Genomic DNA, 22976 nt, shown 5'->3' on the forward strand with positions numbered 1-22976 from the left:
GTTCGAGACTAGTCCTCCCGCGCCACCCCGTGCTCCCACGCCCACGCCGCGATCTCGACGCGGTTGCGCAGGCCCAGCTTGGCCTGGATCGTCGACACGTGGCTCTTCACGGTGCTCAGCGAGATGAAGAGCGCGGCGCCGACCTCCTGGTTGGTCCGCCCCCGCGCGATGAGCCGCACGACCTCGGTCTCCCGCTCCGACAGGCGTGACTCCGACAGGACCGTCCGCGCCGGGCGTTTCAAGTGCCGCAGCAGTCGTACCGTGATCGACGGCGACACCAGCGCGTCGCCCGCGTGCGCGGCGCGGACCGCCTCGACCAGCAGCGCCGGGCCGGCGTCCTTCAGGATGAAGCCGACCGCCCCGCCCTGCAGCGCGCCGTACACGTACTCGTCCAGGTCGAACGTCGTCACCACGATGACCCGCAGCGGGGCGGCCACCCCCGGGCCGGCCAGCGCGCGGGTCACCTCCAGCCCGTCGAGGCGGGGCATGCGGATGTCGACGAGGCACACGTCGGGCCTCAGCCGGCGGGCGGCCTCGATCGCCTCGACGCCGTCGGCGGCCTCGGCCACGACCTCGATGTCGCCGGAGTCCTCCAGGATCAGCCGCAGGCCGCCGCGGACCATGGCCTGGTCGTCGGCGATGAGCACGCGGATCGTCATCGGGGCAGCCTCGCCTCGACGCTCCAGCCGTGCGGCGCGCGCGGGCCGGCGCGCAGCTCGCCGCCGAGCGCCTCGACCCGCTCCCGCATGCCGATCAGCCCGAAGCCGCCGGGGCGCGGGGCCAGGCCGGCGCGGGCCGGCGGGGGAGCGTCGTCGGTCACCGACACCGTCACGCCGGCCGGGGACTGGGCCACGCGCACGCGCACGGTCGCGGCCTGGGCGGCGTGCCGGGCCACGTTGGTGAGCGACTCCTGCACGACGCGGTACACGGTGCTGGTCAGCTCGGGCGGCCAGGCCGTCCCGGCGTCGGGGATCTCCAGGTGCACCGCCCGCGCCTCCCCGTCCTCGAAGCGCCGCACGAGGGCCTCCAGCCGCTCCGGGCCGCCGCTGGCCGGGGCCGCGTCGCCGGCGTCGCGCAGCAGCGACACGATCCGCCGCATCGCCGCCAGCGCCTCCGATCCGGCCTCCTCGATCCCGGCGATCGAGCCCTCCAGCCGCTCCGGGTGCCGCCGTGCCACCACCCGGGCCGCCTGCGCCTGCACGACGATCCCGGTGACGTGGTGGGCGACGACGTCGTGCAGCTCGCGCGCGAGGGCGAGGCGCTCCTCCCGGCGCACCCCCTCGGCCAGCTCCTGCCGCCGGTGCCCTTCCAGCCGCCGCCACAGCCCGCAGCCCACGCCCGCGACCCACGCGAGCACGTCGGCGACGGCGACGACGGTGGCCCCGCCGGACGAGTGGTGCGCCGAGAGCAGCGGCCCGGCCGCGAGCACGAGCAGCGCCCCGCCCGCGACCCCGGCGGCGGCCCGGGGCTCGAGCCGGCGCACGGCGTTGCCGGCGAGCACGGCGAGCCCGAGGGCCAGGGCCGGCTGCGGCTCGACCGGCAGCCCCGCGACCCGGGCCGCGACGACGGCCGCGACCGCTACGGCGAGCCCGATGCCGGCGGTCACCAGCGGCGCCCGCCGGCGCAGCAGCGCGACGGCGAGGACGGCCGCGCCGGCGAGCAGCCCGGGCGCCCAGTAGAGCCCGCCCCAGCTGGCCGCGAGCGCGAGCGCGGTGGCGGCGAGCAGTGCGCCGCCGCCCACCACGAGCGCCAGGTCGAGCACGCGATTCCAGGCCGTCACGCGCTCCAGGCTACGGAAGTGCGGATCTCGGCGGACCGGTCAAAAGTACGGGCGGCCGCTCCGCCCCGGAACCGGGGGGCCGAACGGCTGTTCTGCACGGTCGCCGCGCGCCTCCACAATCACCAGGTGGCGGCGGTACTGCACACGTCCGTGCTGATCGTGGGCGCCGGCACGGCCGGGGCCGTGCTCGCGCTGGAGCTCGCCCACCACGGGGTGGCGAGCATGGTGCTCGACGCGCCCGGGGCCGAGCCCGCAGGGCTGGTGCACATCGGCGGCCGGAGCATGGAGCTGCTGCGCCGGCTCGGGCTCGCGGCCGGCATCCGCCGGGCCGGGCTCGGCGCCGACGAGGCCACCGACATGGTGTGGAGCCGCCGCCTCGACCGCCCGCCCGTCCTCGTCGCGCAGCGGCCCTCGGTGTATGAGCTGGTGCAGCGGTACGCCACCGTCAACGACGGCACCGCCCCGGCCGAGCACCACCAGCAGATCGCGCGGGGCCCGCTCGCCCAGGTGCTGCGGGCCGCGCTGCGGGCCGCGCCCCTCGTCGACCTGCGCGAGGGCTGGGCGTGCACGGCCGTGCGCGTCGGCGAGGACGGGGCGGCGGTCACGGCGGTCGGCGAGCCCGACGGCGTGCAGCACGCGATCCGCGCCCGGTACGTCGTGGGCTGCGACGGCCCCGCCAGCGTCGTGCGGCGCTGCGCGGACATCGGGCTCGACGCGCTGCCGGGGGCGCACACGGCGTACCGTGCCATCTCGTTCCGCTGCCGGGACCTCGCGCTGCACTCGCGCGGGCCGGGGCTGTCCACGCTCGTCGTCGGCGCCCTCACGCTGCTGTCCCGCCCCGAGCGGCACGTCTGGGTGGGGCACCGGCCCGTCGAGGCGGGGGAGCCCGCCGACCCGGCCCGGCCGCTGTTCGAGGGCCTGGGGGCCGCGGTCGAGGTGCTCGGCGTGCGGGAGTGGGACGACACACTGCCGGTGGCGCAGGTGTACCGCCGCGGCCCGGTCTTCCTCGCCGGCGAGGCCGCGCACGCGTTCCGCCCGGCCGCGGACGCGGCCGACACGGGCATCGGCGACGCGGTCGACCTCGGTTGGAAGCTGGCCGCGGCGTGCCACGGGTGGGGCGGCCCGGCGCTGCTGGACAGCTACGAGGCCGAGCGCCGCCCGCGCGCGCTGATGGACCGGGAGCTGCTGGCCCGCGGGCTGGAGACGGGGCGCCGCTTCGCCCGCCTGGCCGCCGCGGGCGCGCCGCAGGACTACCTCGCCGCGTTCCTGCGCCAGGAGCCGGCGCTCGCCGACGACATCGGGATCGGCTACGGCGGCCGGTACGCGTCCTCGCCCGTCGTCTGGCACGAGCGCGGCAGCCCGCCGGTGCCGCACGGGCAGCGCATCACGCCGAGCACCTGGCCCGGGGGCCGGCCCCCGGCCGTGCGCCTCGCCGACGGCGGGCAGCTCTTCGACCGGTTCGGCCCGCAGCTGACCCTGGTCGACCTGACCGACTCCGGCGAGGGGCGGGCCCTCGCGGGCGTCGCCAAGACGCGCGGGCTGCCGGTGACCCACCTGCCCGTCCACGACCCGGCGGTGCGCGCCTGCTGGGGCCGCCGGCTCGTGCTGGTGCGGCCCGACCAGCACGTGGCCTGGCGCGACGACGCCGTGCCGGAGGACTGGGACGCGGTCCTCACCCGGGTCTGCGGCCGCTTCTAGGCGCCGCCGCTCGGCGACGGGCGGCGCGCCGCGGTGAGCGCCCCGGGTCTGCGGCCGGTTCTAGGTGCCGCTCGGCGACGGGCGGCGCGCCGCGGTGAGCGCCCCGGGTCTGCGGCCGGTTCTAGGTGCCGCTCGGCGACGGGCGGCGCGCCGCGGTGAGCGCCCCGGGTCTGCGGCCGGTTCTAGGTGCCGCTCGACGACGGGCGGCCGGCCGGGGTGAGGGCCGGTTTCAGCGCCGCCGCCCACACCAGCGCCATCTTGGCGAACCCGGCGGCCGTCGGGTGGACGCCGTCGTCGAGGTCGCCGGGCGTGAGCGCGTCGCGCATGTCGACGAAGTGCACCCGCGCGCCCTTGTCCCGCACGATGCCGGGCAGCGCCGCGTTGAACGCCGCCGCGCGCGCCTGCGCCGCCCGGTCGTCCAGCGGCAGCAGCGACGCGACGTACACGTCGGCGCCGGGCGCGGCCGCGATGACGTGGTCGATCAGCCCCGACATCCGCTGGGGCGCGTGCTCCACGTCGTAGTTCAGCAGCATGTCGTTGGTGCCCAGCTGCAGGAGCACGAGGCGCGGGTCGGCCGCCCGCACCCACTCGGTGGCGCCGGCGTCGATCTCGTCGATGCGGTAGCCGCCGTGCCCCTCGTGGTCGCGGTCGGGCAGGCTCGCGGGCCCGCTCTGCTTCGAGCCGACGAAGTCGACGCGCACGCCGGCCGCGGTGAGCTGCCGGTACAGCTCCGTGCGGTACGCGCCGGGGGACTCGTGCCCGTCGGTGATCGAGTCGCCCAGCGGCATGATGCGCACCACCGGCCCGTTCGGCGCGGCCGATCCCGGTGCCCCGCCCGGCGGCGCGGCATCCGAGCAGCCGGCGGTGATCAGGGCGGCGGCCAGCACCATCGTCGTCGCGCGTCTCACGCCACGATTGTGCCCGCCACCGCCCGATCTGTCCGACCCGGGACCGTTCGCCGGGCCGCCGGCCGGGTCAGGGGATCAGCACCAGCTTGCCCCGCAGGCCGCCGGTCTCGACCCGGCGGTGCGCCGCGGCCGCCTCGGTCAGCGGCAGGCGGTCGGCGACCCGGGTCACCAGCCGGCCCGCGGCGAGCTCACCCAGCAGCGCGGCCAGGCCGGCCGAGGACGGCACCACGTGCACCGTCTCCACCCGGACGCCGCGCTCGGTGCGCGGCTCGCTCGGGTCCGTCACCGCGACGAACACCCCGCCGTCGCGGACCGCGGCGAGCACACCCTCGGTGCTGGCCGCGTTCAGGGCGCCGTCGAACGCGCCCGCCGGCAGCTCGGCGCCGCGGGAGAGGACCTCCTTGGCCCCGAGGCCGGCCACGAACGCCTCGTCGCCGCCGGAGGCGACCGCGGTCACGTCCAGCCCGGCGGCCGCGGCCAGCTGCACCGCGAAGCCGCCGACGCCGCCGCTGGCCCCGGTGACGAGCAGCCGCGCCCCGGCCGGCAGGGCGAGCAGCTCCAGGGCCTGCTGGGCGGTGAGGCCGTTGAGGGCGACCGTGGCCGCGTCGACCGGGTCGACGCCCGCCGGGATCGGGGTCAGCCACGCCGGGTCGGCGAGCAGGGCCTCCGCGTAGGTACCGGTGCGGCCGCCCTCGTCGAACCACGGCACCATGCCGGCGACCGCGGTGCCGTCGGCGGTGGTCCCGGCGAAGTCCCAGCCGAGCAGGAACGGCGGGTTCAGGCCGGGCAGCTGGCCGGCCATGGCGCCGGCCCGGGTCCAGATGTCGACGGGGTTGACGACGGCGGCGGTGACGCGGACCGGCACCCGGCCCGCCTCCGCCGCCGGCTCCGGCCGCTCGGCGAGCCGCAACCGCTCGGCGTCGCCGTACCCCGAGACCTCGACTGCGCGCATTGCTTCCTCCAAGGACGCTTGGTTTCCGACGTCGAAAGCCTGCTCCGGGTCGGGTACTGTCAGGAAGTAGGTACCTTTTAGTGCCTATACCACCGGGAGGGGCCCACGTGACCAAGACCGCCGAGCAGCGCCGCGCCGACGAGCGGGTCATGTACGACGCGTTCATGGCCGCCTGCCCGACCCGCCAGGTCTTCGCCACCATTGGCGACAAGTGGGCCGGACTGGCCGTGAACGCCCTGGCCACCGGCCCGATGCGGCACGGCGAGCTGCGCACCCGCATCGCCGGGGCGAGCCAGAAGATGCTCACCCAGACGCTGCGGACGCTCGAGCGCGACGGGCTGGTGACCCGCACCGTCACCCCGTCGGTGCCGGTGCGGGTCGACTACGAGCTGACGCCGCTCGGCCGCACCCTGGTGCCGATCCTGCGTGCCCTCAAGGACTGGTCCGAAACCCACATCGGCGAGATCCTCGAGGCCCGCGACGACTACGACACCAGGACCGTCTCCGCGGCCGGCTGAGCCGCCCCGACCCGGGCCCGGCCGAGCACCCGCCAGCCGGCGAAGCCCATCGCCGCGAGCATCGGCAGGGTGCCCACCGCGGGCAGGATCGGGGTGTCGTACGGCATGAAGAGCATCCCCGCGTAGCCGGCGACGATCGCGGGCACCGCCCACCAGCCCACGACCCCGGCCCGGGCGAGCCCCACGAACGTCACCAGCAGCGCCAGCGACACCAGCGGCCCCGGGTTGAACGCCAGCTGCTCGGCCGGGTGCGCGAGCACCTTGTCGGAGACGAGCACCGCCTGTTCGATCGGCAGGTTGCGCCCGATCTCCATGTGGAACCAGTCGGACAGCAGCGCCCCGGACATCTCCAGCAGCCCGAGCGCGCCGAGCAGCGCCCCGGTCACCGTGACCACGGCGCCGCGGCGGCCGCGCACCAGCAGCGGTACCGCCAGCAGCCCCGCCCCCATGAGCAGGTTGCCGTAGTGCAGCAGCAGAGCCGACAGCTGGGTGGTGAACGGGTCTGCGGCGAGCGAGCGCAGGTAGGAGGCCTTGGTCTCGTCCACCTCGGGGGGCGACGTGGCCAGGCCGGCGAAGAAGCAGGCGGCGCCCGCGAGCAGGGCGGCCCCGGCGGCGACAAGCATGACCCGCTGGGCGGGAGAGGTTTTGTTCGTCATGCCGGAAACGCTAGGGAGATCGCCGCCCGAACTCTGCCCGCGCGCGGCTCGACTCCCGTCCCCCCGGCGACGGACGCGGCGTCGTCACGGTGTCCGTCGTACGGCCGACCCGCCGGCTGACCTGGGCCGTTTAGGCTCGCCGCATGGACGGCAAGATCGTGCCCCTCGGCCTGGCCGCGGCCCTCGCGGTGATCGGCACCGCCGAGATCCTGCTCGACGGGCAGTTCTCCGCCGCGCCGGCCGCGCCCGCCGCCGCCCTGGCCGCGGTGGCCGGGGGCATGGTGCTGGCCGCGTGGCGCCCCCTAGCCGGGGCGGCGGTGGTCGGGCTCGCCTTCCCCATCGCCGTCCTCGGCGGGCTCGACGGCCCGACCGGGGCCGCGGTCCTGGGCTTCTTCGCCGCGCCGGGCTGGGCCGGGTACCGGGTCGCCCGCGCCTCCTGGCGGGCCCCGCTCGCCCTGCACCTGCTGGCCGGCGCCGGCACCTGGGTCGCGGGCCGGGCCGCCGGCTCCACCGTCGCCGGGCTCGGCGCCCAGGCCTGGGAGAACATGTTCTTCGGGCTGCTGGCCTGGGGCGCGTGGGGCGTCGGTCTCGTCGCCCGGCGGCTGCGCGACCGCGCGGAGCTGCTGGCCCGGCTCAACACCGCGCTGGACGCCGAGCGGGAGGCCCGCGCGCACGCCGCGGTCGCCGAGGAGCGCCGCCGCATCGCCCGCGACATGCACGACGCCGTCGCCCACTCGATCAGCGTGATGGTGCTGCAGCTCGGCGCCGTGCGCAGCACCCTGCCGGCCGGCACGCCGCAGGCCGAGATGCTGGAGGGCGCCGAGCGGCTCGGCCGGGAGTCGGTGCGGGAGATGCGGGCCCTCGTCGGCATCCTGCGCGACCCGCCGGCGGCGCCGCCGACGCTCGCCCGCGCCGAGGAGCTCGTCGGCGAGGTCCGCGCGGCCGGCCTGCCGGTCACCCTCACCGTGGACGGCGACCTCGACGACCTGCCGCGGACCCTCGACATCTCGGCCTACCGGGTGTTGCAGGAGGCGCTGACCAACGTGCTGCGCCACGCCGGGCCCGTCCCGACCACGGTCGTGCTGCGCCGGGAGCCGGGGAGCGTCTCGCTGACCGTCGACAACGACACCCGGGACGCCCCGGGCGGCGACCCGCCCGGCTTCGGCCTGATCGGTATGCGGGAGCGCGTCGCGGCGTCCTCGGGCACGCTGAGCGCGGGGCGGCGGCCGGGCGGCTTCACCGTGCGGGCCGTGTTTCCCCTGGGGGCGGTGTGATCCCGGTGATCCGCGTGGTGGTCGCCGACGACGAGGCCATGATCCGGGCCGGGCTGCGCATGCTGCTCGACCACCAGGACGACATCGAGGTCGTCGGCGAGGCCGCGGACGGGCCGGCCGCGCGGGCGGAGGTGCGCCGCACCGCCCCCGACGTCGTCCTGCTCGACGTGCGCATGCCGCGTGGGGACGGCATCGAGGCGGCCCGGCACATCCTCGCCGAGTCGGCCGCCCGGGTGATCATCCTCACCACGTTCGACGAGGACGAGGCGGTGCGGGCCGCCCTGCGCGCCGGGGTGAGCGGCTTCCTGCTCAAGGTCGCCCCGCCCGAGCAGCTCGTGCACGCCGTGCGCACCGTCGCCGCCGGCCAGGCGCTGCTCGACCCGGCCGTCACGCTGCGGGTCATCGAGTCGTACGCGTCCGCGCCCGCCGCCGACCCCCGCGCCGCCGCCCGGCTGGCCGAGCTCACCGAGCGCGAGGTCGACGTGCTGCGCCTGGTCGCGCGCGGCCAGTCCAACGCCGAGATCGCCGCGACGCTCTTCCTCGGCGAGGCGACCGTGAAGACGTACGTCTCGCGGATGCTGACCAAGCTGGGCCTGCGCGACCGGGTGCAGGCGGTCGCGTTCGCCTACGAGAGCGGTCTCATCCGCCCCGGCGCCGCGTGATTCCTTGACTTCGGCGGCCTCGTGCCGATGTCCGGTCATGGCCGAGACCAGGGTTGAACCCGCCGACCGCGACGCGGTGCTCGAGGCGACGATCGCGCGGTACCCGGACGCCTTCATCGGCGCCGTCGGGCCCACCGGGCTGTTCGTCGACCTGCCGGAGCCGCTGCGCACCGCCGGGCTTCGCCCCATCCACGGGCCGGCCTCGGCGATCGAGCTCGCCCTGCCCGAGGACCATGCCGACATCGTCGACGCGTGGCACCGCCTGCTCGCCGAGGGCGTCGCCAACTGCCGCTTCCTCCCGCGGTCGCAGCCGGACCGGCCCGCGCGGCTGCACCTCATCGACGCCCGCCACCGGTACGACGTCATCGTGCTCGTCATCACCGATCTCGACGGCGTCAGCGCGCTCGAGCACGAGGACATCCGGCCGCGGCTGGTCACCCTGCGCAAGGACCAGGCGGCCGTCATCGTCGACGCGGACCCGCAGATCCACCGCGTGCTCGGCTGGACCGCGGCCGAGCTGGCCGGGCGCCGCTCGCTGGACCTCGTGCACCCCGACGACCACCTGCGGGCCATCGCGGGCTGGATGGACCTGCTCGCCCACCCCGGCCGGGGAGGCGCGGCGCATCCGGCTGCGGCACCTGCACCGCGACGGGCGGGTCATCTGGTTCGAGATCACCAACCACAGCCCGCAGGCCAGGGCCGAGCCGTACGTGTTCGCCGAGATGCTCGACATCACCGAGGAGATGGCCGAGGAGGCGCTGCGGGCCAGCGAGCAGCTGCTGCGCCGGCTCACCGAGGCGCTGCCGATGACCGTGGTGCAGATCGACGCGCAGCGGCGGGTGGTGTACCAGAACGCGCGCGGCGCCCGCATGGTCGGCACCGAGATCGGCGGCGAGCTCGGCGCGGCCCAGCTCGAGCCCGTGATCCCCGCGGACCGGCCCATGGTCGGCGAGGCCCTCGCGCGGGTCCTGCGCGACGGCACCGACGCCGACATCGAGTACGGCTACCGCGACCCCCGCCTCGGCCTGCGCCGCGCCAGCGCCAAGGCCCGGGCGCTCACCACCGCCGACGGCCGGGTCGCCGGCGCGGTCGTGTGCCTGGCCGACGTCACCGAGGAGGTACGGCTGCGCGAGGAGCTGCACCGGCGCGCCACCATCGACGAGCTGACCGGCTGCCGCAACCGCGGGGCGACGCTCGGCGCCCTGTCCGAGGCGCTCGCCGCCGCCGGCTACGGCACCGCCGCCGTGTTCGTGGACCTCAACGACTTCAAGCCCGTCAACGACCGCTTCGGCCACGCCGCCGGCGACCGGATGCTCGCCCACGTCGCGAACGTGCTGCGGGCCACGGTCCGCGACGGCGACGTGGTCGGCCGCCTCGGCGGCGACGAGTTCGTGGTCGTCGGCCGCGACGTGCCCCGCCTGGAGCAGGCCCAGAACCTCGCCCTCGCGCTGGGCGCGGCGCTGGAGTCGGCGCCGCTGGAGCTCAACGGCGCGGTGCTGCGGCCCCGGGCCAGCGTCGGGGTGGCCTGGACCCGCCCGGGCGGCCTGGACGCCGACGCGCTGATCGCGCACGCGGACAAGAAGATGTACGAGGCGAAGCAGGGCCTGAACCCGCTGCCCCGCTACCGGCCCACCGTCTTCCCCTGACATCCTGGCCCGATGGATCTTCCCCTGTCGGGCCGGGCCGCGCTGGTGACCGGGGTCAGCCGGCGGGCCGGGATCGGCTACGCCGTCGCCCGCCGCCTGGCCGCCCTCGGCGCGAGCCTGTACCTGCACCACTTCGTCCCGCACGACCGCGACCAGCCCTGGGGCGCCGACCCCGGCGGCCCGGACGCGGTCGCCACCGGCGTGCGCGAGGCGCTGGCCGGCCCGGACGCCCGGCTCGCCCACGGCAGCGCCGACCTCGCCGACCCGGCCGCGCCCGAGCGTCTCGTCGCCGCGGCCCACGGCGAGCTCGGCCGGCTGGACATCCTCGTGTGCAACCACGCCCGCAGCGGCGGTGACGGCCCGCTCGGCGCCCTCGACGCGGTGATGCTCGACACCCACTACGCGGTCAACACCCGCGCCACGATCCTGCTCGCCCAGGCGTTCGTGGCCCGCCACGACGGCGGGCCCGGCGGCCGGATCGTGTTCATGACGTCGGGCCAGGACCTGGGCCCGATGCCGGGCGAGGTCGCGTACGCGGCGAGCAAGGGCGCCGTCGCCTCCATCACCCGCACCCTGGCCGACGAGGTGGCCGGCCGGGGGATCACCCTCAACACGGTCAACCCGGGCCCCGTCGACACCGGCTACGCCTCGCCCGAGGACCTCGAGGCCGTGCGCCACCACTTCCCGACCGGCCGCTGGGGCGAGCCCGACGACCCGGCACGCCTCATCGCCTGGCTCGCCACCGACGACGCGGCCTGGATCACCGGCCAGGTCATCAACACCGAGGGCGGCTTCCGCCGCTAGGGGCTGTATCGAAGTGGGGGTCGGAGCGAGGCGACGCCTGAGTCCGCCGCAGCCCGGCCATCCACTTCGATTCAGCCCCTAAAGCTCCTCGGTGCGGGCCGTGAGCCGCTCGTAGCGCTGCCGCGCCGCCTGGGGACTGCCCAGCCCCAGGCTCAGCGCGATGTCCTGCCAGGTCATCCCGCGGTCCCGGGCGGTCTGCAGCAGGTACCGCTCGGTGAGGTCCAGCTCCGCCCGCACGTCCGGCAGCAGCGTCAGCGCCGCGACCAGGTCGGACTCGTCCAGCGGCGGCTCGCCGGGCTGCGGCGGCACCGCGCCCGCGGCCATGGCGGCGGCGACCCGCACCACCTCGTGCGGCGCGGGCACGTCGGCGTGCACGTGCCGCGACCGCAGCTCCGGCGAGCCCGCGTGCCGCGCCGTCAGGTGGGTCAGCGCCGCGTACACCCGCTCGGCGCGCCGAGCGGCAGGGTCCGGCCGGTTCAGGAGTTCGCTCATGCCGGTACCGTATCAACGCTTAGTTTTCAACACAATGTTCAAACGGCGCGGTGTGGTAGACCGGCAGGATGCGGATCGCGGCGCGCTACAACGGCCCACCCGGCTCGGGCAACGGCGGCTACAGCGCCGGCCTGCTCGCCACCCAGCTCGGCCTCGCCCCCGCGGAGGTGACGCTGCGCCGCCCGCCGCCGCTGGACGTCGACCTGCGGCTCGACGGCGCGCTGTTCCACGGCGACGAGCTCGTCGCCGAGGCCCGTCCCGCACCGGCGGACAGGCCGGAGGTTGTACCGCCGGTGCCGCTGGACGAGGCCGCCGAGGCGACGAAGCGCTACGCCGGCCTCAGCAACCACCCGTTCCCCACCTGCTACGTGTGCGGCACCGACCGCGCCGACGGCCTCGGCCTGCGCCCCGGCCCCGTGCCGGGCGACCGCACCGCCACCCCCTGGCTCGTCCCGGCCGACGTCACCGACGTGACCATGTGGGCCGTGCTGGACTGCCCCGGCGGCTGGTCGGTCATCGGCGACGGCCGCCCGTACGTGCTGGGCCGCCTGGCCGTCTGGATCGACGCGGTCGCCCGGCCCGGCGACACCTGCCTCGTGATGGGCCGGTTCCTCGGCGGCGAGGGGCGCAAGGCCCAGGCACTGTCCACTGTGTACGACCCGGCCGGCACCGCGATCGCCGTCGCCCGCGCCACCTGGATCGCCATCTAGCCTAGGAGACGAGGGGCCGCTGCCACGAGCCGTGCATCGCGGTGAACGCCAGCGGCCGCCCGTCCAGCGCCAGCACGTACGCGACCTCGTCCCGCGGCGGCGGCTCCAGCAGCCGCGCCGCGATGGCCGGGAACACGTGCGCCATCTCCTGCGACAGCCAGTGCCCGGGCAGCGCGCGCACCCGCTCCGCGAACGCGCTGCGCGCCGGCTCCGGCACGTAGTCCACCACCGCCGTGTGCAGCACCACCAGCGTCGCCCCGGCGGGCGCCTCGGCCACGAGGGCGTCGAGGCGCTCGTTGAGGTCCCCGGCCACGACCCGCGGCGGGTCCCGCCGGGCCAGCTCGAGGGCCGCGTCCAGCCGGGCCCGCCGCTCCCGCTGCTCCGGCCAGACCAGCGCCCGCAGCCAGTGCGCGTCCTCCTCGTCGGTGACGTCGAGCGGGTTCAGGTCGATCCCGGCCCGCCACGCCACCGCGACCGCGCCCGGCGTCACCGCCGGCGCCGGCCCGTCGACCCGGCAGCGCAGCACCGGCGCCCCGTCCGTGGCACCGCCCCGCGTGACGCTTCCATCGCTTCCCGTGTACTCGTACGCGTACCGGTCCGCCAGCAGGCACAGCCCCGCCGACGCCCCGACCTCCAGCAGCGCGAGCGGCTGCGGCAGCGCGGCGAGCGCCGGGTACAGCCCCGCGCACCGCCCCGGCTCGTTGGTCTGCGTCCGCCGGGCGAGCATCACGGCCACGACCTCGTCGCGCCGCCCGAACACGATGTCGCGCAGCCCGCGGTACCCCTCCGGCGTCCCCGCGACCAGCCGCGCCGCCGCGAACAGCAGGTTGGGCTGCCGCTTCTCCGGCGGCAGCCCCTCCAGCACCTCGAGCATCCCGGCGTCCCCGGCCACACCCAGCGCGAGCCGCTCGTACAGCGGCGAACTCCCGCGGGCCATCACGTTCGCGAAGAACCGGTAATCCTGGGCCGTGCCCTCCAGGCTCATGCCCCCGAGGTTAGATCGGCCATTGCTGCGCGTCGAACCCGAGCGGCTCGACCGCCCCGGCCACCCGCTTCACCTGCTCCCAGTCGTCCCCGTCGACCTGGATCCAGGCCCCGCCGAGCGAGAGCGTCGCCCGCTTGTACCCCTCGATCAGCCACACCGGCCGCCCGTCGACGACGTCGGTGGCCAGCGCGGGCATCCCGCTCGGCTGCAGGCCCGGGTCCTCGGCGTTGTTCACCTGGACCGACAACTGCCGGTGGTCCGCCCCGGCGAACTGGGACGCCGTCTCGTTGACCCGCCCCTGCTTGAACGAGAGCCGGCAGCTCTGCAACGTCAGGCCGGCCGTCAGCGACGCCGGCAACCGGAACGAGGGCCCGCACGAGTGCGCGCGATCCAGCCGCACGCCGAGGGCCAGGGCGACCGCCTGCTGCGGATCCGGATACGAGGTGCTCAGCCGGAAGTAGAGCGCGCCGGCCCGCCACGTCAGGACCGAGGACGCCGGTCCGGCCGGGAACGCCCCTCCGGGATGTCGTACGAACTGCCCCGGCACGCCGCCGACGTCGACCGCCTCGGGCGTCAGGGTCTCGGACGGATTCTTCGGCGCGCCGGTCTCCTTCGTGCTGACCCGCACGCTGACGTGCTCGCCGTTGCGGCCGTTCACGAGCAGGTTCTCGTCGGCCACGTCGATCGGCCAGGGCATGACCTCGTCGGAGTACCGCACGGTGTCCACCGGGAACGGCACCGAAGCCAAGGTCAGGTGCAGCACCGGCGCCACGCCGACCACGCCCGGGTCCTGCAGCGGCGAGACGGCGTCCGGAACCGGCCGCCCGGTGGGCAGCACCGACGGCGTCGCCGGGGCCCCGTCCGGCGCCGGCCGCAGCGCCACCGCCGCGCCCGCGACGACCACCGCCACCGCCGCGACCACGCCCGTCACCTCGATCAGCCGCCGCCGGCGCCGCCGCCGCGAACCGTTCGCACGCACCCCCGCCAGCAGGCGCTCCACGTGCACGTCGTCGTCCGCCGCCGCCGCCAGGCTCGCGCGGACCATGTCGTCGAGATCGTTCATCCCCGCTCTCCGTTCAAAGCCCCGTCCGGCACCAGACGCGCCCGCAGCGTGTCCAGCGCTCGCTTCACCTGGCTGCGCACCGTCCCCTCGGAGCACCCCAGCAGCCCCGCGATCGCGGCGTCGTCGAGGTCCTCGTAGTAGCGCAGCACCACCGCCGCGCGCTGCTTCGCCGGCAGCCGCCGGATCAGCCGCCAGGCCGCATCCCGCTCGGCCGCCCGCTCCCCGAGATCCGTCAGGTCCGCCACCTCCGCGGGCGCCGCCATCGCGACCTCCCGCGAGCTCGGCCTTCGCCAGCGCGAGATCGCCGCGTTGACGAGGGCCCGCCGCAGGTACGCGTCCGGCGCCCCGTCGGCCGCGATCCGCGCCCAGCGCACGAACGCCCGCGCCAGCACGTCCTGCGCCAGGTCCTCGCCCTGGTGCCGGTCGCCGGTGAGCAGCCGCCCGAGGCGCACGAGCGCGGCCCCGCGCTGCCGTACGTATTCGTCGAAGTCCACTCAGGTCCTCCCGTGTGTACCGTCATCCAACTGCACGCATGGGCGCCCCTCGCTGTTGCATCAAATTAATCCATTGCCGGGGTGGCATTGCCCGCGTACTGTTGTCTACGTCGAACCGCAGCGCCCAACATGCCGAAGGAGGAGCCCGAGATGAACACCCGACGAGTGGTTGTCATTCCGACTCCCCGACCGCATGTCATTCCCGTGATCCGTCCCACGGGCCGGTGGCGAGGGTAGGCTGACCAGCCTCAACCTCGACCGCCCGCCCCGAACAGGGACCCGGGCGGTTTTTTTATGTGCCCTTCCTGCGCAATTCTTTGCGCATTCTTTTCTTCACCTCGGAAACGACCGGCTCGGTGACCGGACCTGGCCTGGGACCAGGAAGTGCGGGGTTCGACTCCCCGGTTTCCGACGATGCCGATGTAGCTCAGAAAGGGAGAGCGCTGTCCTGGTACGACAGAGGCCGCCGGTTCGACTCCGGCCTTCGGCTCCACCCCGTCGCGGCCCGCAGGTAGGGGCGCCTCGCTGATAACGAGGAGACAGTTGGTTCGAGTCCAACCGACGGGACCAGGTCCTGTCCTGTCGATCATGGCGAGCCGAGACGGAGTTCAGATTTCGCCTGCGTGTGCCCCGCGGAGGCCTGGCTACCGGTGTTGTCACCCGGCCTTCGCGGGGTGCGCGCAGGCGGAATCTGGGCCCGGCGCAGGCCGGCATGATCGGCAGGACAGGACCTTAGCCCCGGTAGCTCAGCGGAGAGAGCAGCGGCCTACGGAGCCGCGTGTCGCAGGTTCGAATCCTGCTCGGGGTGCGCAGCGAGTTGGACCCTGGTAGCTCAGATGGCCAGAGCGCCGTCGTGACAGGACGGAGGCCGCCGGTTCGAGACCGGCCCGGGGTACGGCAAGGCAGAACAGGTCCGCGTAGCTCAGCCGGAACGAGCGCCGCCTTCACACGGCGGAGGTCCCAGGTTCGAACCCTGGCGCGGACACGGTGACCATGGTGTACGGGACGGTGCACATCAGATTGTGGCTCTGAAGGTCCGGGTTCAAGTCCCGGTGGTCACCCCATACCCTCGTGGCTCAGTTGGACGAGAGCACCGGCATGCGAGGCCGGAGGTCGCAGGTTCGAATCCTGCCGAGGGTGCTGTGTTTCTCCGCGCTGGCGCGCGGGGCGGGGGGTTCCCACCCCGCACCCCCCATGGCTGCTACGCAGCCACTGGCCTCGCTCCGCGGGCCAGATCACCGGCTCCCTCGCGTCCGCAGAAGTCCGCGGATCCGCATCGATCCTGGCGCCACCGCCGGCGTTGTGAGCGTCAGGTGGCGGAGGTCCGTACCAACGACACCTGGACGTCGCCGCGGAAGGTGTTCAAGGTGACGGTCAGGGTCAGCTCCGACGGATCCGGGGTGGGTTCCAGCTCGACCGTGTCGTGGCCCGGTGCCGTGCATCGGCGGGTACCGGTGGATCCGGTGCGCCACGCGGAAAGCGGCGCCCCGGGCGCGCAGGGTCGTAGCCGGTCAGCCCCGCCAGCGGGCGATGTCGTCCTCGGTGATTTCGGCCGGTTGCTCGGCCATCTGCGTGACGCGGATGTGGTTGCCGAAGGGGTCGCGGAAGACGCAGTCGGTGCCGTACGGCTGGACCTCGACGTCCTGGGTGAACTCGACGCCGCGGGCCTTGAGGGTGTCGTGGACGGCCCGGCAGTCGTCCGTGGTGAGGATCGCGGCCGTGCCGAGGGCGCCCTTGGTGAGCAGGTCGCGCACCTGGGCGGCGGTCTCCTCGCTCAGCGCCGGCGGGCCGGGTACCTCCAGCAGCAGCTGCCGGCCCGGGTCGGACGGCAGAGAGATGGTCAGCCAGCGCATGAAGCCCATGTCGACGTCCTCGTCGACCTGGAAGCCGAGCTTGCCGACGTAGAAGTCGAGGGCCTCGTCCTGGTCGAGGACCCGCACCGTGGTGATCGTGATCGCGTTGAACATGCCTGTCACCGTACGGGCGGGACGGCACCGGGCGCTTCGCCGAAACTGACCGGTCGCAGCCAGGTCTTGACGAAACACACCGGCGCGCGGGCGACGAGGCCGCGGGCACGGTACTGCGACGGCGCCACGCCCACGACGGCCCGGAACGCCCGGCTGAACGCGCCGAGGCTGTCGAACCCGACCCGCAGCCCGGCGTCGGTGACCGAGCTGGCGGGGTCGCGTAGCAGCGCCATCGCGCGCTCGATGCGCCGCCGCTGCAGGTAGCGGTGCGGGGTCTCGCCGAACGTGGCCCGGAACGTGCGGCTGAAGTGGCCCTCGGACATGTGCGCGAGCCGGGCGAGCGCGGGCAGGTCGAGCCGCCGCGCGTAGTCGCGGTCCATCGCGTCGCGGGCGCGCAGCAGCCGCCGGTTCTGGTCCTCCGCCGCCGACATCACCACCCCGCCGAGGCTACCGGCCCGCGAACCGCGCGCGCGGGCCGAGCTCCTCCTCGATGCGGATGAGCCGGTTGTACTTCGCGGTGCGGTCCGAGCGCGACACCGACCCGGTCTTGATCTGCCCGCAGCCGGTGGCGACGGCGAGGTCGGCGATCGTGGTGTCCTCGGTCTCGCCGGAGCGGTGGGACATCACCACGCGGTACCCGGCGCGCCGGGCGGTGTCCACGGTGGACAGTGTCTCGGTGAGGGTGCCGACCTGGTTGACCTTCACCAGGATCGCGTTGGCGCAGCCGCCGTCGATGCCGGCCTGCAGACGGGCGGCGTCGGTGCAGAAGACGTCGTCGCCGACGAGCTGGGTGTTCGCGCCCTCGCGTTCGGTGAGGGCGCGCCAGCCGTCGAGGTCGTCCTGGGCCATCGGGTCCTCGATGGAGATGATCGGGTACCGCCGCAGCAGCCCGGACAGGTAGTCGATGTGCTCCCCGACGGAGCGGCTCAGGCCTTCGCCGGTGTAGTCGTAGGCGCCGCCCTTGAAGAACTCCGACGCCGCGGGGTCGAGGCAGATCGCGATGTCGCGCCCGGCCTCGTAGCCGCTCGCGGCGATCGCGTCGGTGACGAACGTGAGGGCCTCGTCGGCGGTGGTGAACTGGGGCGCGAACCCGCCCTCGTCGCCGACGTTGGTGTTGTGCCCGGCGGTGGCCAGCGCGCGGCGCAGGGTGTGGAAGACCTCCGAGCCCATGCGCACCGCCTCGAAGAACGTGCGCGCGCCGACCGGGGCGATCATGAACTCCTGGAAGTCGAGCGGGTTGTCGGCGTGGGCGCCGCCGTTCACGATGTTGATCATCGGCAGCGGGAGCACGGCGGCGTCGGGGTCGAGCGAGCGGTAGAGCGGCACGCCGCGGGCGACGGCCGCGGCCCGGGCGGTGGCCAGGGAGATGCCGAGGATCGCGTTGGCGCCGAGGCGGCGCTTGTCGGCGGTACCGTCGCAGGAGATCAGCGCCGCGTCGACCGCCGCCTGGTCCTCGGCGTCGAGGCCCCGCACGGCCGCCGCGAGCGGTCCGGTGGCGTTGGCGACGGCGTTCGCGACCCCCTTGCCGTGGAAGCGTTCCGGGTCGCCGTCGCGCAGCTCCACCGCCTCCGCGGCGCCGGTCGACGCGCCGGAGGGCACCGCGGCCCGGCCCAGCGACCCGTCGGCGAGGCGCACGTCGACCTCGACCGTCGGATTGCCGCGGCTGTCGAGGATCTGGCGGGCGGCGACTGCTTCGATGACTGTCATGAGCGCAGATCCTGGCAGCTCAGCGCCGGTGTGCGCGACGCGATGACGAACACCTTGACCCGTACCCTGGGGTTCGGGTTTATCGTCGGGGGATGCGCGTGGGGGAGCTCGCGCGGCGCTCGGGGACCACCATACGGGCGCTGCGGTACTACGAGTCGCTGGGACTGGTCGTCCCGCGCCGGACGGCCAACGGCTACCGGGAGTACGACTCGGTCGCCGAGCGCCTCGTCGTGCAGATCCGCGAGCTGACCGCCCTGGGCCTGAGCGTGGAGGAGACCCGGCCGTTCGTCGAGAGCCTCGCCGCCGGCGCCGACGAGTCGGACGTGTGCGCGGCGGCGCTGGCCACGTACCGCGGCGCGATCTCGGGCCTGCAGTCGCGCATCGGGCAGCTGACGGCGCAGCGCGAGGCCCTGGAGGAGCGCCTGGCGCTGGTGCGGGTCGCCGAGTTCGCCGGCCCCGCCGCCGAGCCCGCGGACCTCGCCGGCCGCGAGCTGCCCGACGTGGAGATCTTCGCGACCAACGGCGAGGCGGTGAACTTCGGCCGGTTGGGCCCGGGGCGCACGATCCTGTTCGTGTACCCGCTGACCGGCCGCCCCGGCGTCGACCTGCCCGACGGCCTGCTGGAGATCCCGGGCGCGCGCGGCGGCACCGAGCAGGCGCGCTGGTTCCGCGACCACCACGGCGAGCTGCTCGTCGCCGGGGCCGCCCGCGTCTACGGGCTGTCCGCGCAGTCGCTGGGCTACCAGCAGGAACTCGCGCACCGCCTGCGACTGCCGTACCCGCTGATCCCCGACCCCCGCCTGACCCTCGCCGCGGCGCTGGCCCTGCCGACGTTCGAGCAGGGCGGCATGACGCTGTACCGCCGCGTGACCCTCGTCGTGTCGCAGGGCCGCGTCGAACACGTCTTCGACCCGATCCCGGCCCCGTCGACCCACGCGAACGAGGTCCTGCGCTGGCTGAACCGCTCGCGCGCGCCGCGCTGAGCATCGTTGCCGGGTTCTGTGAAATTTTCCCGCCCGCCGGGTCGGCTGGGCAGCCCCGCAGCGCGGGCGGAAACCCGTCGGGTGGGCCGATCGGCGGTGCGGGTCCTAGGGTGCGGGTTCTCCGATCGCCGCCGGAAGGGGCCCCGCCATGGACAGCGCGAGCAGAGTTCGGGCCGCCGGGCGGGCGGTGGTCGTCGCGCTGGTCGCGGCGGTCCTGATCGCCGGGCTGCCGGTGCGGGCGAACGCGGCCGGGGCCACGTGGCTCAACGTGAGCACGGGCTGGGGGTTCACCTGCGGCGTGCAGTCCGACCACACGCTGTGGTGCTGGGGCCTGAACCGCTTCGGGCAGCTCGGCGTCGGCGACACCACCAACCGCGCCGTGCCGGCGAAGGTCGGGGCGGGGAGCTGGCGCACGGTGTCGGCCGGGCTCAACCACACCTGCGCGCTCAAGACCGACGGGACACGGTACTGCTGGGGCGACAACTCCTACGGCGAGCTCGGCCTCGGCGACCTCCTGCGCCGCAACGCGCCGATCCGGCTGCTGCACGAGGGCGTGTGGGACTCGATCTCCGCCGGCGGCGACGACACGTGCGCGGTCCGCTCCAGCGGCGAGCTGGCCTGCTGGGGGTACAACCAGATCGGGGAACTCGGCCTCGGCGACGAGGTCAACCGCTCGGTGCCGACCGTCGTGGACGCGAACGTGTGGACGTCGGTCACCGCGGGGGACACGTTCACCTGCGGCCTGCAGTCCGATGGCAGCCGGCACTGCTGGGGCGACAACAGCTCCGGCGAGCTCGGCCTCGGCACGACCGGCAACGGCTGGGACGTGCCCTCGAACCCGGACGACGGCACCTTCCTGGCGATCTCCGCCTCGGACTTCAACGAGAGCGGCTGCGCGATCTCCACGGGCCGCCGCCTGTACTGCTGGGGCGAGAACGGCAGCGGCCAGCTCGGCGTCGGCGACAACACCGGCCGGACCACGCCGACGATGACGCCGGGCGGCGGATGGGCCTCGGTGTCCGTCGGCGGGTCGCACGCCTGCGGCCTGATGACCGACGGAACGCGGTACTGCTGGGGCTCCAACTACTACGGCCAGCTGGGCCTGGGCGGCACGACGAACCGCAACCAGCCGATCCGGCTCATCAACGAGCACAAGTGGAGCGCCGTGTCGGCGAGCCCCGCCCACTCGTGCGGCATCGGCGTGGACGGCCGGCTGTGGTGCTGGGGCCTCAACTCCAGCGGCGAACTGGGCGTCGGCGACACGAGCAACCGCACCACGCCGGTCCTGATCAGTTGAGCTCCGGCTGGGCCGGAGCAGATGATTTGACCCATGAGCACTGACGCCGAGCACGATCGGGCCAAGCTCCGGCGGCGACTGGAGGTTCTGAAGCTGCCCGTCGCGCCGTTGCGACGCCACGGATTCGTGAGGTCAGCGTGTCCGGCCGACACGATGCGGGAGCCCGAAGCGGTCGGCGTGGGTCCCGACGGCACCGCGCTGGCCGTGTGGCAGTTTCGCGAGGGCGTCAATCGCAAGCAGGTGACGTGGCATGTCCCGGGCCGGCGACGGGTCATCGGTGCCGTCGATGTCGAGACGGACCTGCGGGTGAGCTTCGTGCAGCCGCTGCCCGAGGGGCGCGTGCTGCTGGCGGCGGCACGGACCCGGCCGGGGAAGGCCAACGCCGAAGTATGGACCGGCAGCGGCGATCTGCAGCACCGGGCCCACGTCGGTGACGCCGTCGAGGAGCTGCTGGCCTCCCCCTCCGGCAAGGTGTGGGCCGGCTACTTCGACGAGGCGATGGGCGGCAGCGGTCCGGAAGGACACGGCCTCGCGCGCTTCGACAGCGACCTGACCGTCGACTGGCTGTATCCACAGAACTCCGGGCTGCCCGTCATCTCGGACTGCTACTCGCTCAACGTGGCCGGCGAAACCGCATACTTCTGTCCCTTCACCGATTTCCACATCCTCTCCGCGACCGGCGCCCAGGTGACCGACTGGGGAGCATCGCCGTACCAGTCGGCCCGCCACCTCCTTCGGAGCGGCCGGGATCTCGCCCTGATCAACGGCTGGGGTCCGGAGTACGACGTCGCAACGATGCTGCGGATCGGCCGCGACGACCAGCCTCGGTTGGGCGCCCAGTGCCGGGTCGTGCTGCCGGACGGAATCGAGACCAACAGATTGCGGTACGTCACTCGGGGCGGGGAGCTGCACGCCTTCATGCGGTCCAGCTGGTACCACATCGATCTCGAGGGTCTGAGCACCGCGGCGGCCGGCGGGCGTGTCGAAAGCGGGGGTGGGCCGTTCGTGTAGGCGGTATGACGAACGCACGCATCCTTCTCGACGGTCTCAAGCTGGTCGAGTCGCCGCGGTGGCACGAGGGCCGGCTCTGGTTCTGCCATTGGGGCGCCGGCGAGGTCATCGCCGTGACGCCCGGAGGCGACCACGAGGTCGTACCGCTGGCCGCCGACCCGCACACGATCGGCTGGCTGCCCGACGGGCGCCTGCTCGTGGTACCGAAGGAGCCGAAGCCGGACGGAAGACTGCTGCGGCTCGAGCCCGACGGCACCCTCGTGGCGCACGCGGACCTCTCGGCGCTGCCCGGCGGGTGCAACGAGCTCGTGGTCGACGGGCGCGGCAACGCGTACGTCAACGGCGCCGGCTTCGATTTTCTCGAGTTCATCAAGCGGCCCGACCCGCGGCCGCTGACCGAGCGCCCCGGCTACAAACCCGGGTTCATCGCCCTGATCCGGCCCGACGGCACCGTCGAGCGGCAGGAGCACGACCTGGCGTTCCCCAACGGCATGGCCGTCACGCCCGACAACGGCACGCTTATCGTCTCGGAGTCGTTCTCCGGAAGGCTTACGGCGTTCGACATCTCCGGCGACGGTACCCTCGGCAACCGCCGCGTGTTCGCCGACGGCATCGGCCCCGACGGGATCTGCCTCGACGCCGACGGCGCCGTGTGGACCTCCAGCGGCGGCAACGAGGCCGTCCGCGTCGCCGAGGGCGGCCGCATCCTCGACCGCGTCGAGCTGGACCGCGCGCCCTTCGCCGTGATGCTCGGCGGCGACGACGGCCGCACCCTGTTCATCTGCGCCGCGCAGTGGGACCCGCAGGACCCCTTCGGCGGCGGTACCGGCCGGATCCTGGCCGCCCCCGCCCCGGCCCCCCACGTCGGGTGGCCGTGATCGTCGTCCGGGCCGCGCCCGCCCGCCGTGATCGTCGTCCGGGGCGGCGCCCGCCCCGCCGTGATCGCTAGACTGCGGCGTGGCATCCATCCGGGTCGAGACGGTCGTGGCGGCGCCCCCGGGCGCGGTGTGGGCGGCGGTCGCCGACGTCGGCAACGTGCACCGGCGGCTCCTGCCGGGCCGCGTCGCCGCCGCGCGCGTCGAGGGTGACGAGCGCATCCTCACGATGCCCGACGGCACCGAGGTGCGCGAGCTCATCGTCGCGGTCGACCACGGGCTCCGCCGCCTGGCGTACTCCGTGCAGGGCCCCGGCCGCCTGACGCTCGCCCACCACCACGCCACGTTCGAGGTCTTCGACCACGACGGCGGGGCGGCCGCGCGGCTCGTGTGGACGACCGACGTGCTCCCGCACGACCGCGAGCCGGCGGTGCGGGCCCGGGTGGAGCGCGGCATCGAGGAGATGCGGGTTGTGCTGGAGGGGGAGCGCTGAC

Annotated in this window: 25 protein-coding genes and 7 tRNA genes; 19 read left to right on the plus strand and 13 right to left on the minus strand. The window is 74.8% G+C overall.

Going from position 1 to position 22976, the window contains the following annotated elements; translation table 11 throughout:
- Nucleotides 1-8 precede the first annotated feature (8 nt).
- Together ACPPVO_RS16250 and ACPPVO_RS16255 are read right to left on the minus strand one after the other, a co-directional pair.
- The gene (locus tag ACPPVO_RS16250) at nt 9-659 is read right to left on the minus strand and encodes a response regulator (protein WP_426512033.1); all 651 of its coding nucleotides are present in this window, start codon (nt 657-659) and stop codon (nt 9-11) included.
- Nucleotides 656-1780, minus strand: coding sequence for a sensor histidine kinase (locus tag ACPPVO_RS16255; protein WP_426512034.1), 1125 nt, complete (start codon nt 1778-1780; stop codon nt 656-658). The genes ACPPVO_RS16250 and ACPPVO_RS16255 overlap by 4 nt, the downstream gene beginning before the upstream one ends.
- 126 nt (nt 1781-1906) lie before the next feature.
- Here ACPPVO_RS16255 and ACPPVO_RS16260 point away from each other — a divergent pair, with 126 nt between their 5' ends.
- Nucleotides 1907-3478: an FAD-dependent monooxygenase gene (locus ACPPVO_RS16260; RefSeq protein WP_426512035.1), complete on the plus strand. Its 1572-nt coding sequence runs from the start codon at nt 1907-1909 to the stop codon at nt 3476-3478.
- A 182-nt stretch (nt 3479-3660) separates the two neighbouring features.
- On the opposite strand, the gene ACPPVO_RS16265 is transcribed toward ACPPVO_RS16260, so the two are convergent.
- Both ACPPVO_RS16265 and ACPPVO_RS16270 read right to left on the minus strand, forming a co-directional pair.
- A complete protein-coding gene (locus tag ACPPVO_RS16265) occupies nt 3661-4386 on the minus strand; it encodes an SGNH/GDSL hydrolase family protein (RefSeq protein WP_426512036.1) in 726 nt (241 codons plus the stop codon).
- A gap of 67 nt (nt 4387-4453) precedes the next feature.
- The gene (locus tag ACPPVO_RS16270) at nt 4454-5338 is read right to left on the minus strand and encodes an NADP-dependent oxidoreductase (protein ID WP_426512037.1); all 885 of its coding nucleotides are present in this window, start codon (nt 5336-5338) and stop codon (nt 4454-4456) included.
- Nucleotides 5339-5487: 149 nt separating this feature from the next.
- Here ACPPVO_RS16270 and ACPPVO_RS16275 point away from each other — a divergent pair, with 149 nt between their 5' ends.
- Nucleotides 5488-5856, plus strand: a complete 369-nt coding sequence (locus ACPPVO_RS16275) for a winged helix-turn-helix transcriptional regulator (protein WP_360381663.1) — start codon at nt 5488-5490, stop codon at nt 5854-5856.
- Here ACPPVO_RS16275 and ACPPVO_RS16280 read toward each other — a convergent pair.
- Entirely contained in the window at nt 5823-6512 is a 690-nt protein-coding gene (locus ACPPVO_RS16280; RefSeq protein ID WP_426512038.1) for a hypothetical protein, read from the minus strand. The two genes, ACPPVO_RS16275 and ACPPVO_RS16280, sit on opposite strands and share 34 nt — an antisense overlap.
- 143 nt (nt 6513-6655) lie before the next feature.
- Between ACPPVO_RS16280 and ACPPVO_RS16285 the strand changes: the two genes are divergently transcribed.
- Nucleotides 6656-7786 carry a sensor histidine kinase gene (locus ACPPVO_RS16285; protein ID WP_426512039.1) on the plus strand — a complete coding sequence of 377 codons (1131 nt, stop codon included), beginning with the start codon at nt 6656-6658 and terminating at the stop codon, nt 7784-7786.
- A 5-nt stretch (nt 7787-7791) separates the two neighbouring features.
- Nucleotides 7792-8448, plus strand: a complete 657-nt coding sequence (locus ACPPVO_RS16290) for a response regulator (RefSeq protein WP_426512040.1) — start codon at nt 7792-7794, stop codon at nt 8446-8448.
- On the opposite strand, the gene ACPPVO_RS16295 is transcribed toward ACPPVO_RS16290, so the two are convergent.
- A complete protein-coding gene (locus tag ACPPVO_RS16295; RefSeq protein WP_426512041.1) occupies nt 8426-9073 on the minus strand; it encodes a hypothetical protein in 648 nt (215 codons plus the stop codon). The genes ACPPVO_RS16290 and ACPPVO_RS16295 overlap by 23 nt on opposite strands.
- An 85-nt stretch (nt 9074-9158) precedes the next feature.
- Between ACPPVO_RS16295 and ACPPVO_RS16300 the strand changes: the two genes are divergently transcribed.
- Both ACPPVO_RS16300 and ACPPVO_RS16305 read left to right on the plus strand, forming a co-directional pair.
- Nucleotides 9159-10094 (plus strand): GGDEF domain-containing protein, encoded by a 936-nt coding sequence (locus ACPPVO_RS16300; RefSeq protein WP_426512042.1) that lies wholly within the window; start codon nt 9159-9161, stop codon nt 10092-10094.
- 12 nt (nt 10095-10106) lie between these two features.
- On the plus strand, nt 10107-10898 hold the full coding sequence (locus ACPPVO_RS16305; RefSeq protein ID WP_426512043.1) for an SDR family oxidoreductase: 792 nt from the start codon (nt 10107-10109) through the stop codon (nt 10896-10898).
- Nucleotides 10899-10976: 78 nt separating this feature from the next.
- On the opposite strand, the gene ACPPVO_RS16310 is transcribed toward ACPPVO_RS16305, so the two are convergent.
- Nucleotides 10977-11390, minus strand: a complete 414-nt coding sequence (locus ACPPVO_RS16310; RefSeq protein WP_426512044.1) for a DNA-binding protein — start codon at nt 11388-11390, stop codon at nt 10977-10979.
- A 68-nt stretch (nt 11391-11458) separates the two neighbouring features.
- On the opposite strand from ACPPVO_RS16310, the gene ACPPVO_RS16315 reads away from it, so the two are divergent.
- Nucleotides 11459-12100 (plus strand): hypothetical protein, encoded by a 642-nt coding sequence (locus ACPPVO_RS16315; protein ID WP_426512045.1) that lies wholly within the window; start codon nt 11459-11461, stop codon nt 12098-12100.
- Nucleotide 12101: 1 nt separating this feature from the next.
- Here ACPPVO_RS16315 and ACPPVO_RS16320 read toward each other — a convergent pair whose 3' ends face one another.
- From ACPPVO_RS16320 to ACPPVO_RS16330, 3 genes are read right to left on the minus strand one after another with little or no spacing between them, the layout of a single operon-like run.
- On the minus strand, nt 12102-13085 hold the full coding sequence (locus tag ACPPVO_RS16320; protein ID WP_426512046.1) for a DUF2332 domain-containing protein: 984 nt from the start codon (nt 13083-13085) through the stop codon (nt 12102-12104).
- A gap of 10 nt (nt 13086-13095) precedes the next feature.
- Nucleotides 13096-14148: a hypothetical protein gene (locus ACPPVO_RS16325; RefSeq protein ID WP_426512047.1), complete on the minus strand. Its 1053-nt coding sequence runs from the start codon at nt 14146-14148 to the stop codon at nt 13096-13098.
- Complete coding sequence (locus tag ACPPVO_RS16330) at nt 14145-14642, minus strand: SigE family RNA polymerase sigma factor (RefSeq protein WP_426512048.1); 498 nt, start codon at nt 14640-14642, stop codon at nt 14145-14147. Before ACPPVO_RS16330 ends, ACPPVO_RS16325 begins: the two co-directional genes overlap by 4 nt.
- A gap of 416 nt (nt 14643-15058) precedes the next feature.
- Here ACPPVO_RS16330 and ACPPVO_RS16335 point away from each other — a divergent pair.
- The 7 genes from ACPPVO_RS16335 (at nt 15059) to ACPPVO_RS16365 (ending at nt 15782) form a co-directional block, all read left to right on the plus strand.
- A tRNA-Thr gene (locus ACPPVO_RS16335) sits at nt 15059-15135 on the plus strand.
- 1 nt (nt 15136) lies between these two features.
- A tRNA-Ile gene (locus ACPPVO_RS16340) sits at nt 15137-15212 on the plus strand.
- Between the two features lie 165 nt (nt 15213-15377).
- Nucleotides 15378-15450, plus strand: a tRNA-Arg gene (locus ACPPVO_RS16345).
- A 13-nt stretch (nt 15451-15463) separates the two neighbouring features.
- Nucleotides 15464-15537: transfer RNA gene (locus ACPPVO_RS16350), tRNA-Val, on the plus strand.
- A gap of 16 nt (nt 15538-15553) precedes the next feature.
- A tRNA-Val gene (locus ACPPVO_RS16355) sits at nt 15554-15627 on the plus strand.
- A 2-nt stretch (nt 15628-15629) separates the two neighbouring features.
- Nucleotides 15630-15706, plus strand: a tRNA-His gene (locus tag ACPPVO_RS16360).
- Between the two features lies 1 nt (nt 15707).
- Nucleotides 15708-15782: transfer RNA gene (locus tag ACPPVO_RS16365), tRNA-Arg, on the plus strand.
- Nucleotides 15783-16153: 371 nt separating this feature from the next.
- On the opposite strand, the gene ACPPVO_RS16370 is transcribed toward ACPPVO_RS16365, so the two are convergent.
- From ACPPVO_RS16370 to eno, 3 genes are read right to left on the minus strand one after another with little or no spacing between them, the layout of a single operon-like run.
- Nucleotides 16154-16609 carry a VOC family protein gene (locus ACPPVO_RS16370; RefSeq protein WP_426512049.1) on the minus strand — a complete coding sequence of 152 codons (456 nt, stop codon included), beginning with the start codon at nt 16607-16609 and terminating at the stop codon, nt 16154-16156.
- 5 nt (nt 16610-16614) lie between these two features.
- Nucleotides 16615-17040 (minus strand): helix-turn-helix transcriptional regulator, encoded by a 426-nt coding sequence (locus tag ACPPVO_RS16375; RefSeq protein ID WP_360392630.1) that lies wholly within the window; start codon nt 17038-17040, stop codon nt 16615-16617.
- 16 nt (nt 17041-17056) lie between these two features.
- Nucleotides 17057-18316, minus strand: coding sequence for a phosphopyruvate hydratase (eno, locus tag ACPPVO_RS16380; protein ID WP_426512050.1), 1260 nt, complete (start codon nt 18314-18316; stop codon nt 17057-17059).
- 92 nt (nt 18317-18408) lie between these two features.
- Here eno and ACPPVO_RS16385 point away from each other — a divergent pair, with 92 nt between their 5' ends.
- The 5 genes from ACPPVO_RS16385 (at nt 18409) to ACPPVO_RS16405 (ending at nt 22975) form a co-directional block, all read left to right on the plus strand.
- Nucleotides 18409-19299, plus strand: coding sequence for a MerR family DNA-binding transcriptional regulator (locus ACPPVO_RS16385; RefSeq protein ID WP_426512051.1), 891 nt, complete (start codon nt 18409-18411; stop codon nt 19297-19299).
- A 148-nt stretch (nt 19300-19447) separates the two neighbouring features.
- Complete coding sequence (locus ACPPVO_RS16390; protein ID WP_426512052.1) at nt 19448-20596, plus strand: RCC1 domain-containing protein; 1149 nt, start codon at nt 19448-19450, stop codon at nt 20594-20596.
- A gap of 33 nt (nt 20597-20629) precedes the next feature.
- Nucleotides 20630-21607, plus strand: a complete 978-nt coding sequence (locus ACPPVO_RS16395; RefSeq protein WP_426512053.1) for a hypothetical protein — start codon at nt 20630-20632, stop codon at nt 21605-21607.
- A gap of 5 nt (nt 21608-21612) precedes the next feature.
- On the plus strand, nt 21613-22485 hold the full coding sequence (locus ACPPVO_RS16400; protein WP_426512054.1) for an SMP-30/gluconolactonase/LRE family protein: 873 nt from the start codon (nt 21613-21615) through the stop codon (nt 22483-22485).
- A 79-nt stretch (nt 22486-22564) separates the two neighbouring features.
- The gene (locus tag ACPPVO_RS16405) at nt 22565-22975 is read left to right on the plus strand and encodes an SRPBCC family protein (protein WP_426512055.1); all 411 of its coding nucleotides are present in this window, start codon (nt 22565-22567) and stop codon (nt 22973-22975) included.
- Nucleotide 22976 lies beyond the last annotated feature (1 nt).

This window comes from Dactylosporangium sp. McL0621, assembly GCF_049995355.1.
Lineage (GTDB): Bacteria > Actinomycetota > Actinomycetes > Mycobacteriales > Micromonosporaceae > Dactylosporangium.

What these genes read in the sequence shown, in the direction of transcription:
- ACPPVO_RS16275 (WP_360381663.1), top strand. Translation starts at nt 5,488, where the DNA reads ATGTACGACGCGTTCATGGCCGCCTGCCCGACCCGCCAGGTCTTCGCC.
- ACPPVO_RS16310 (WP_426512044.1), bottom strand. Translation starts at nt 11,390, where the DNA reads ATGAGCGAACTCCTGAACCGGCCGGACCCTGCCGCTCGGCGCGCCGAG.
- ACPPVO_RS16400 (WP_426512054.1), top strand. Translation starts at nt 21,613, where the DNA reads ATGACGAACGCACGCATCCTTCTCGACGGTCTCAAGCTGGTCGAGTCG.
- ACPPVO_RS16385 (WP_426512051.1), top strand. Translation starts at nt 18,409, where the DNA reads ATGCGCGTGGGGGAGCTCGCGCGGCGCTCGGGGACCACCATACGGGCG.
- ACPPVO_RS16325 (WP_426512047.1), bottom strand. Translation starts at nt 14,148, where the DNA reads ATGAACGATCTCGACGACATGGTCCGCGCGAGCCTGGCGGCGGCGGCG.
- ACPPVO_RS16375 (WP_360392630.1), bottom strand. Translation starts at nt 17,040, where the DNA reads ATGTCGGCGGCGGAGGACCAGAACCGGCGGCTGCTGCGCGCCCGCGAC.
- ACPPVO_RS16390 (WP_426512052.1), top strand. Translation starts at nt 19,448, where the DNA reads ATGGACAGCGCGAGCAGAGTTCGGGCCGCCGGGCGGGCGGTGGTCGTC.
- ACPPVO_RS16250 (WP_426512033.1), bottom strand. Translation starts at nt 659, where the DNA reads ATGACGATCCGCGTGCTCATCGCCGACGACCAGGCCATGGTCCGCGGC.
- ACPPVO_RS16305 (WP_426512043.1), top strand. Translation starts at nt 10,107, where the DNA reads ATGGATCTTCCCCTGTCGGGCCGGGCCGCGCTGGTGACCGGGGTCAGC.
- ACPPVO_RS16280 (WP_426512038.1), bottom strand. Translation starts at nt 6,512, where the DNA reads ATGACGAACAAAACCTCTCCCGCCCAGCGGGTCATGCTTGTCGCCGCC.
- ACPPVO_RS16315 (WP_426512045.1), top strand. Translation starts at nt 11,459, where the DNA reads ATGCGGATCGCGGCGCGCTACAACGGCCCACCCGGCTCGGGCAACGGC.
- ACPPVO_RS16295 (WP_426512041.1), bottom strand. Translation starts at nt 9,073, where the DNA reads ATGCGCCGCGCCTCCCCGGCCGGGGTGGGCGAGCAGGTCCATCCAGCC.
- ACPPVO_RS16285 (WP_426512039.1), top strand. Translation starts at nt 6,656, where the DNA reads ATGGACGGCAAGATCGTGCCCCTCGGCCTGGCCGCGGCCCTCGCGGTG.
- ACPPVO_RS16395 (WP_426512053.1), top strand. Translation starts at nt 20,630, where the DNA reads ATGAGCACTGACGCCGAGCACGATCGGGCCAAGCTCCGGCGGCGACTG.
- ACPPVO_RS16270 (WP_426512037.1), bottom strand. Translation starts at nt 5,338, where the DNA reads ATGCGCGCAGTCGAGGTCTCGGGGTACGGCGACGCCGAGCGGTTGCGG.
- eno (WP_426512050.1), bottom strand. Translation starts at nt 18,316, where the DNA reads ATGACAGTCATCGAAGCAGTCGCCGCCCGCCAGATCCTCGACAGCCGC.
- ACPPVO_RS16370 (WP_426512049.1), bottom strand. Translation starts at nt 16,609, where the DNA reads ATGTTCAACGCGATCACGATCACCACGGTGCGGGTCCTCGACCAGGAC.
- ACPPVO_RS16320 (WP_426512046.1), bottom strand. Translation starts at nt 13,085, where the DNA reads ATGAGCCTGGAGGGCACGGCCCAGGATTACCGGTTCTTCGCGAACGTG.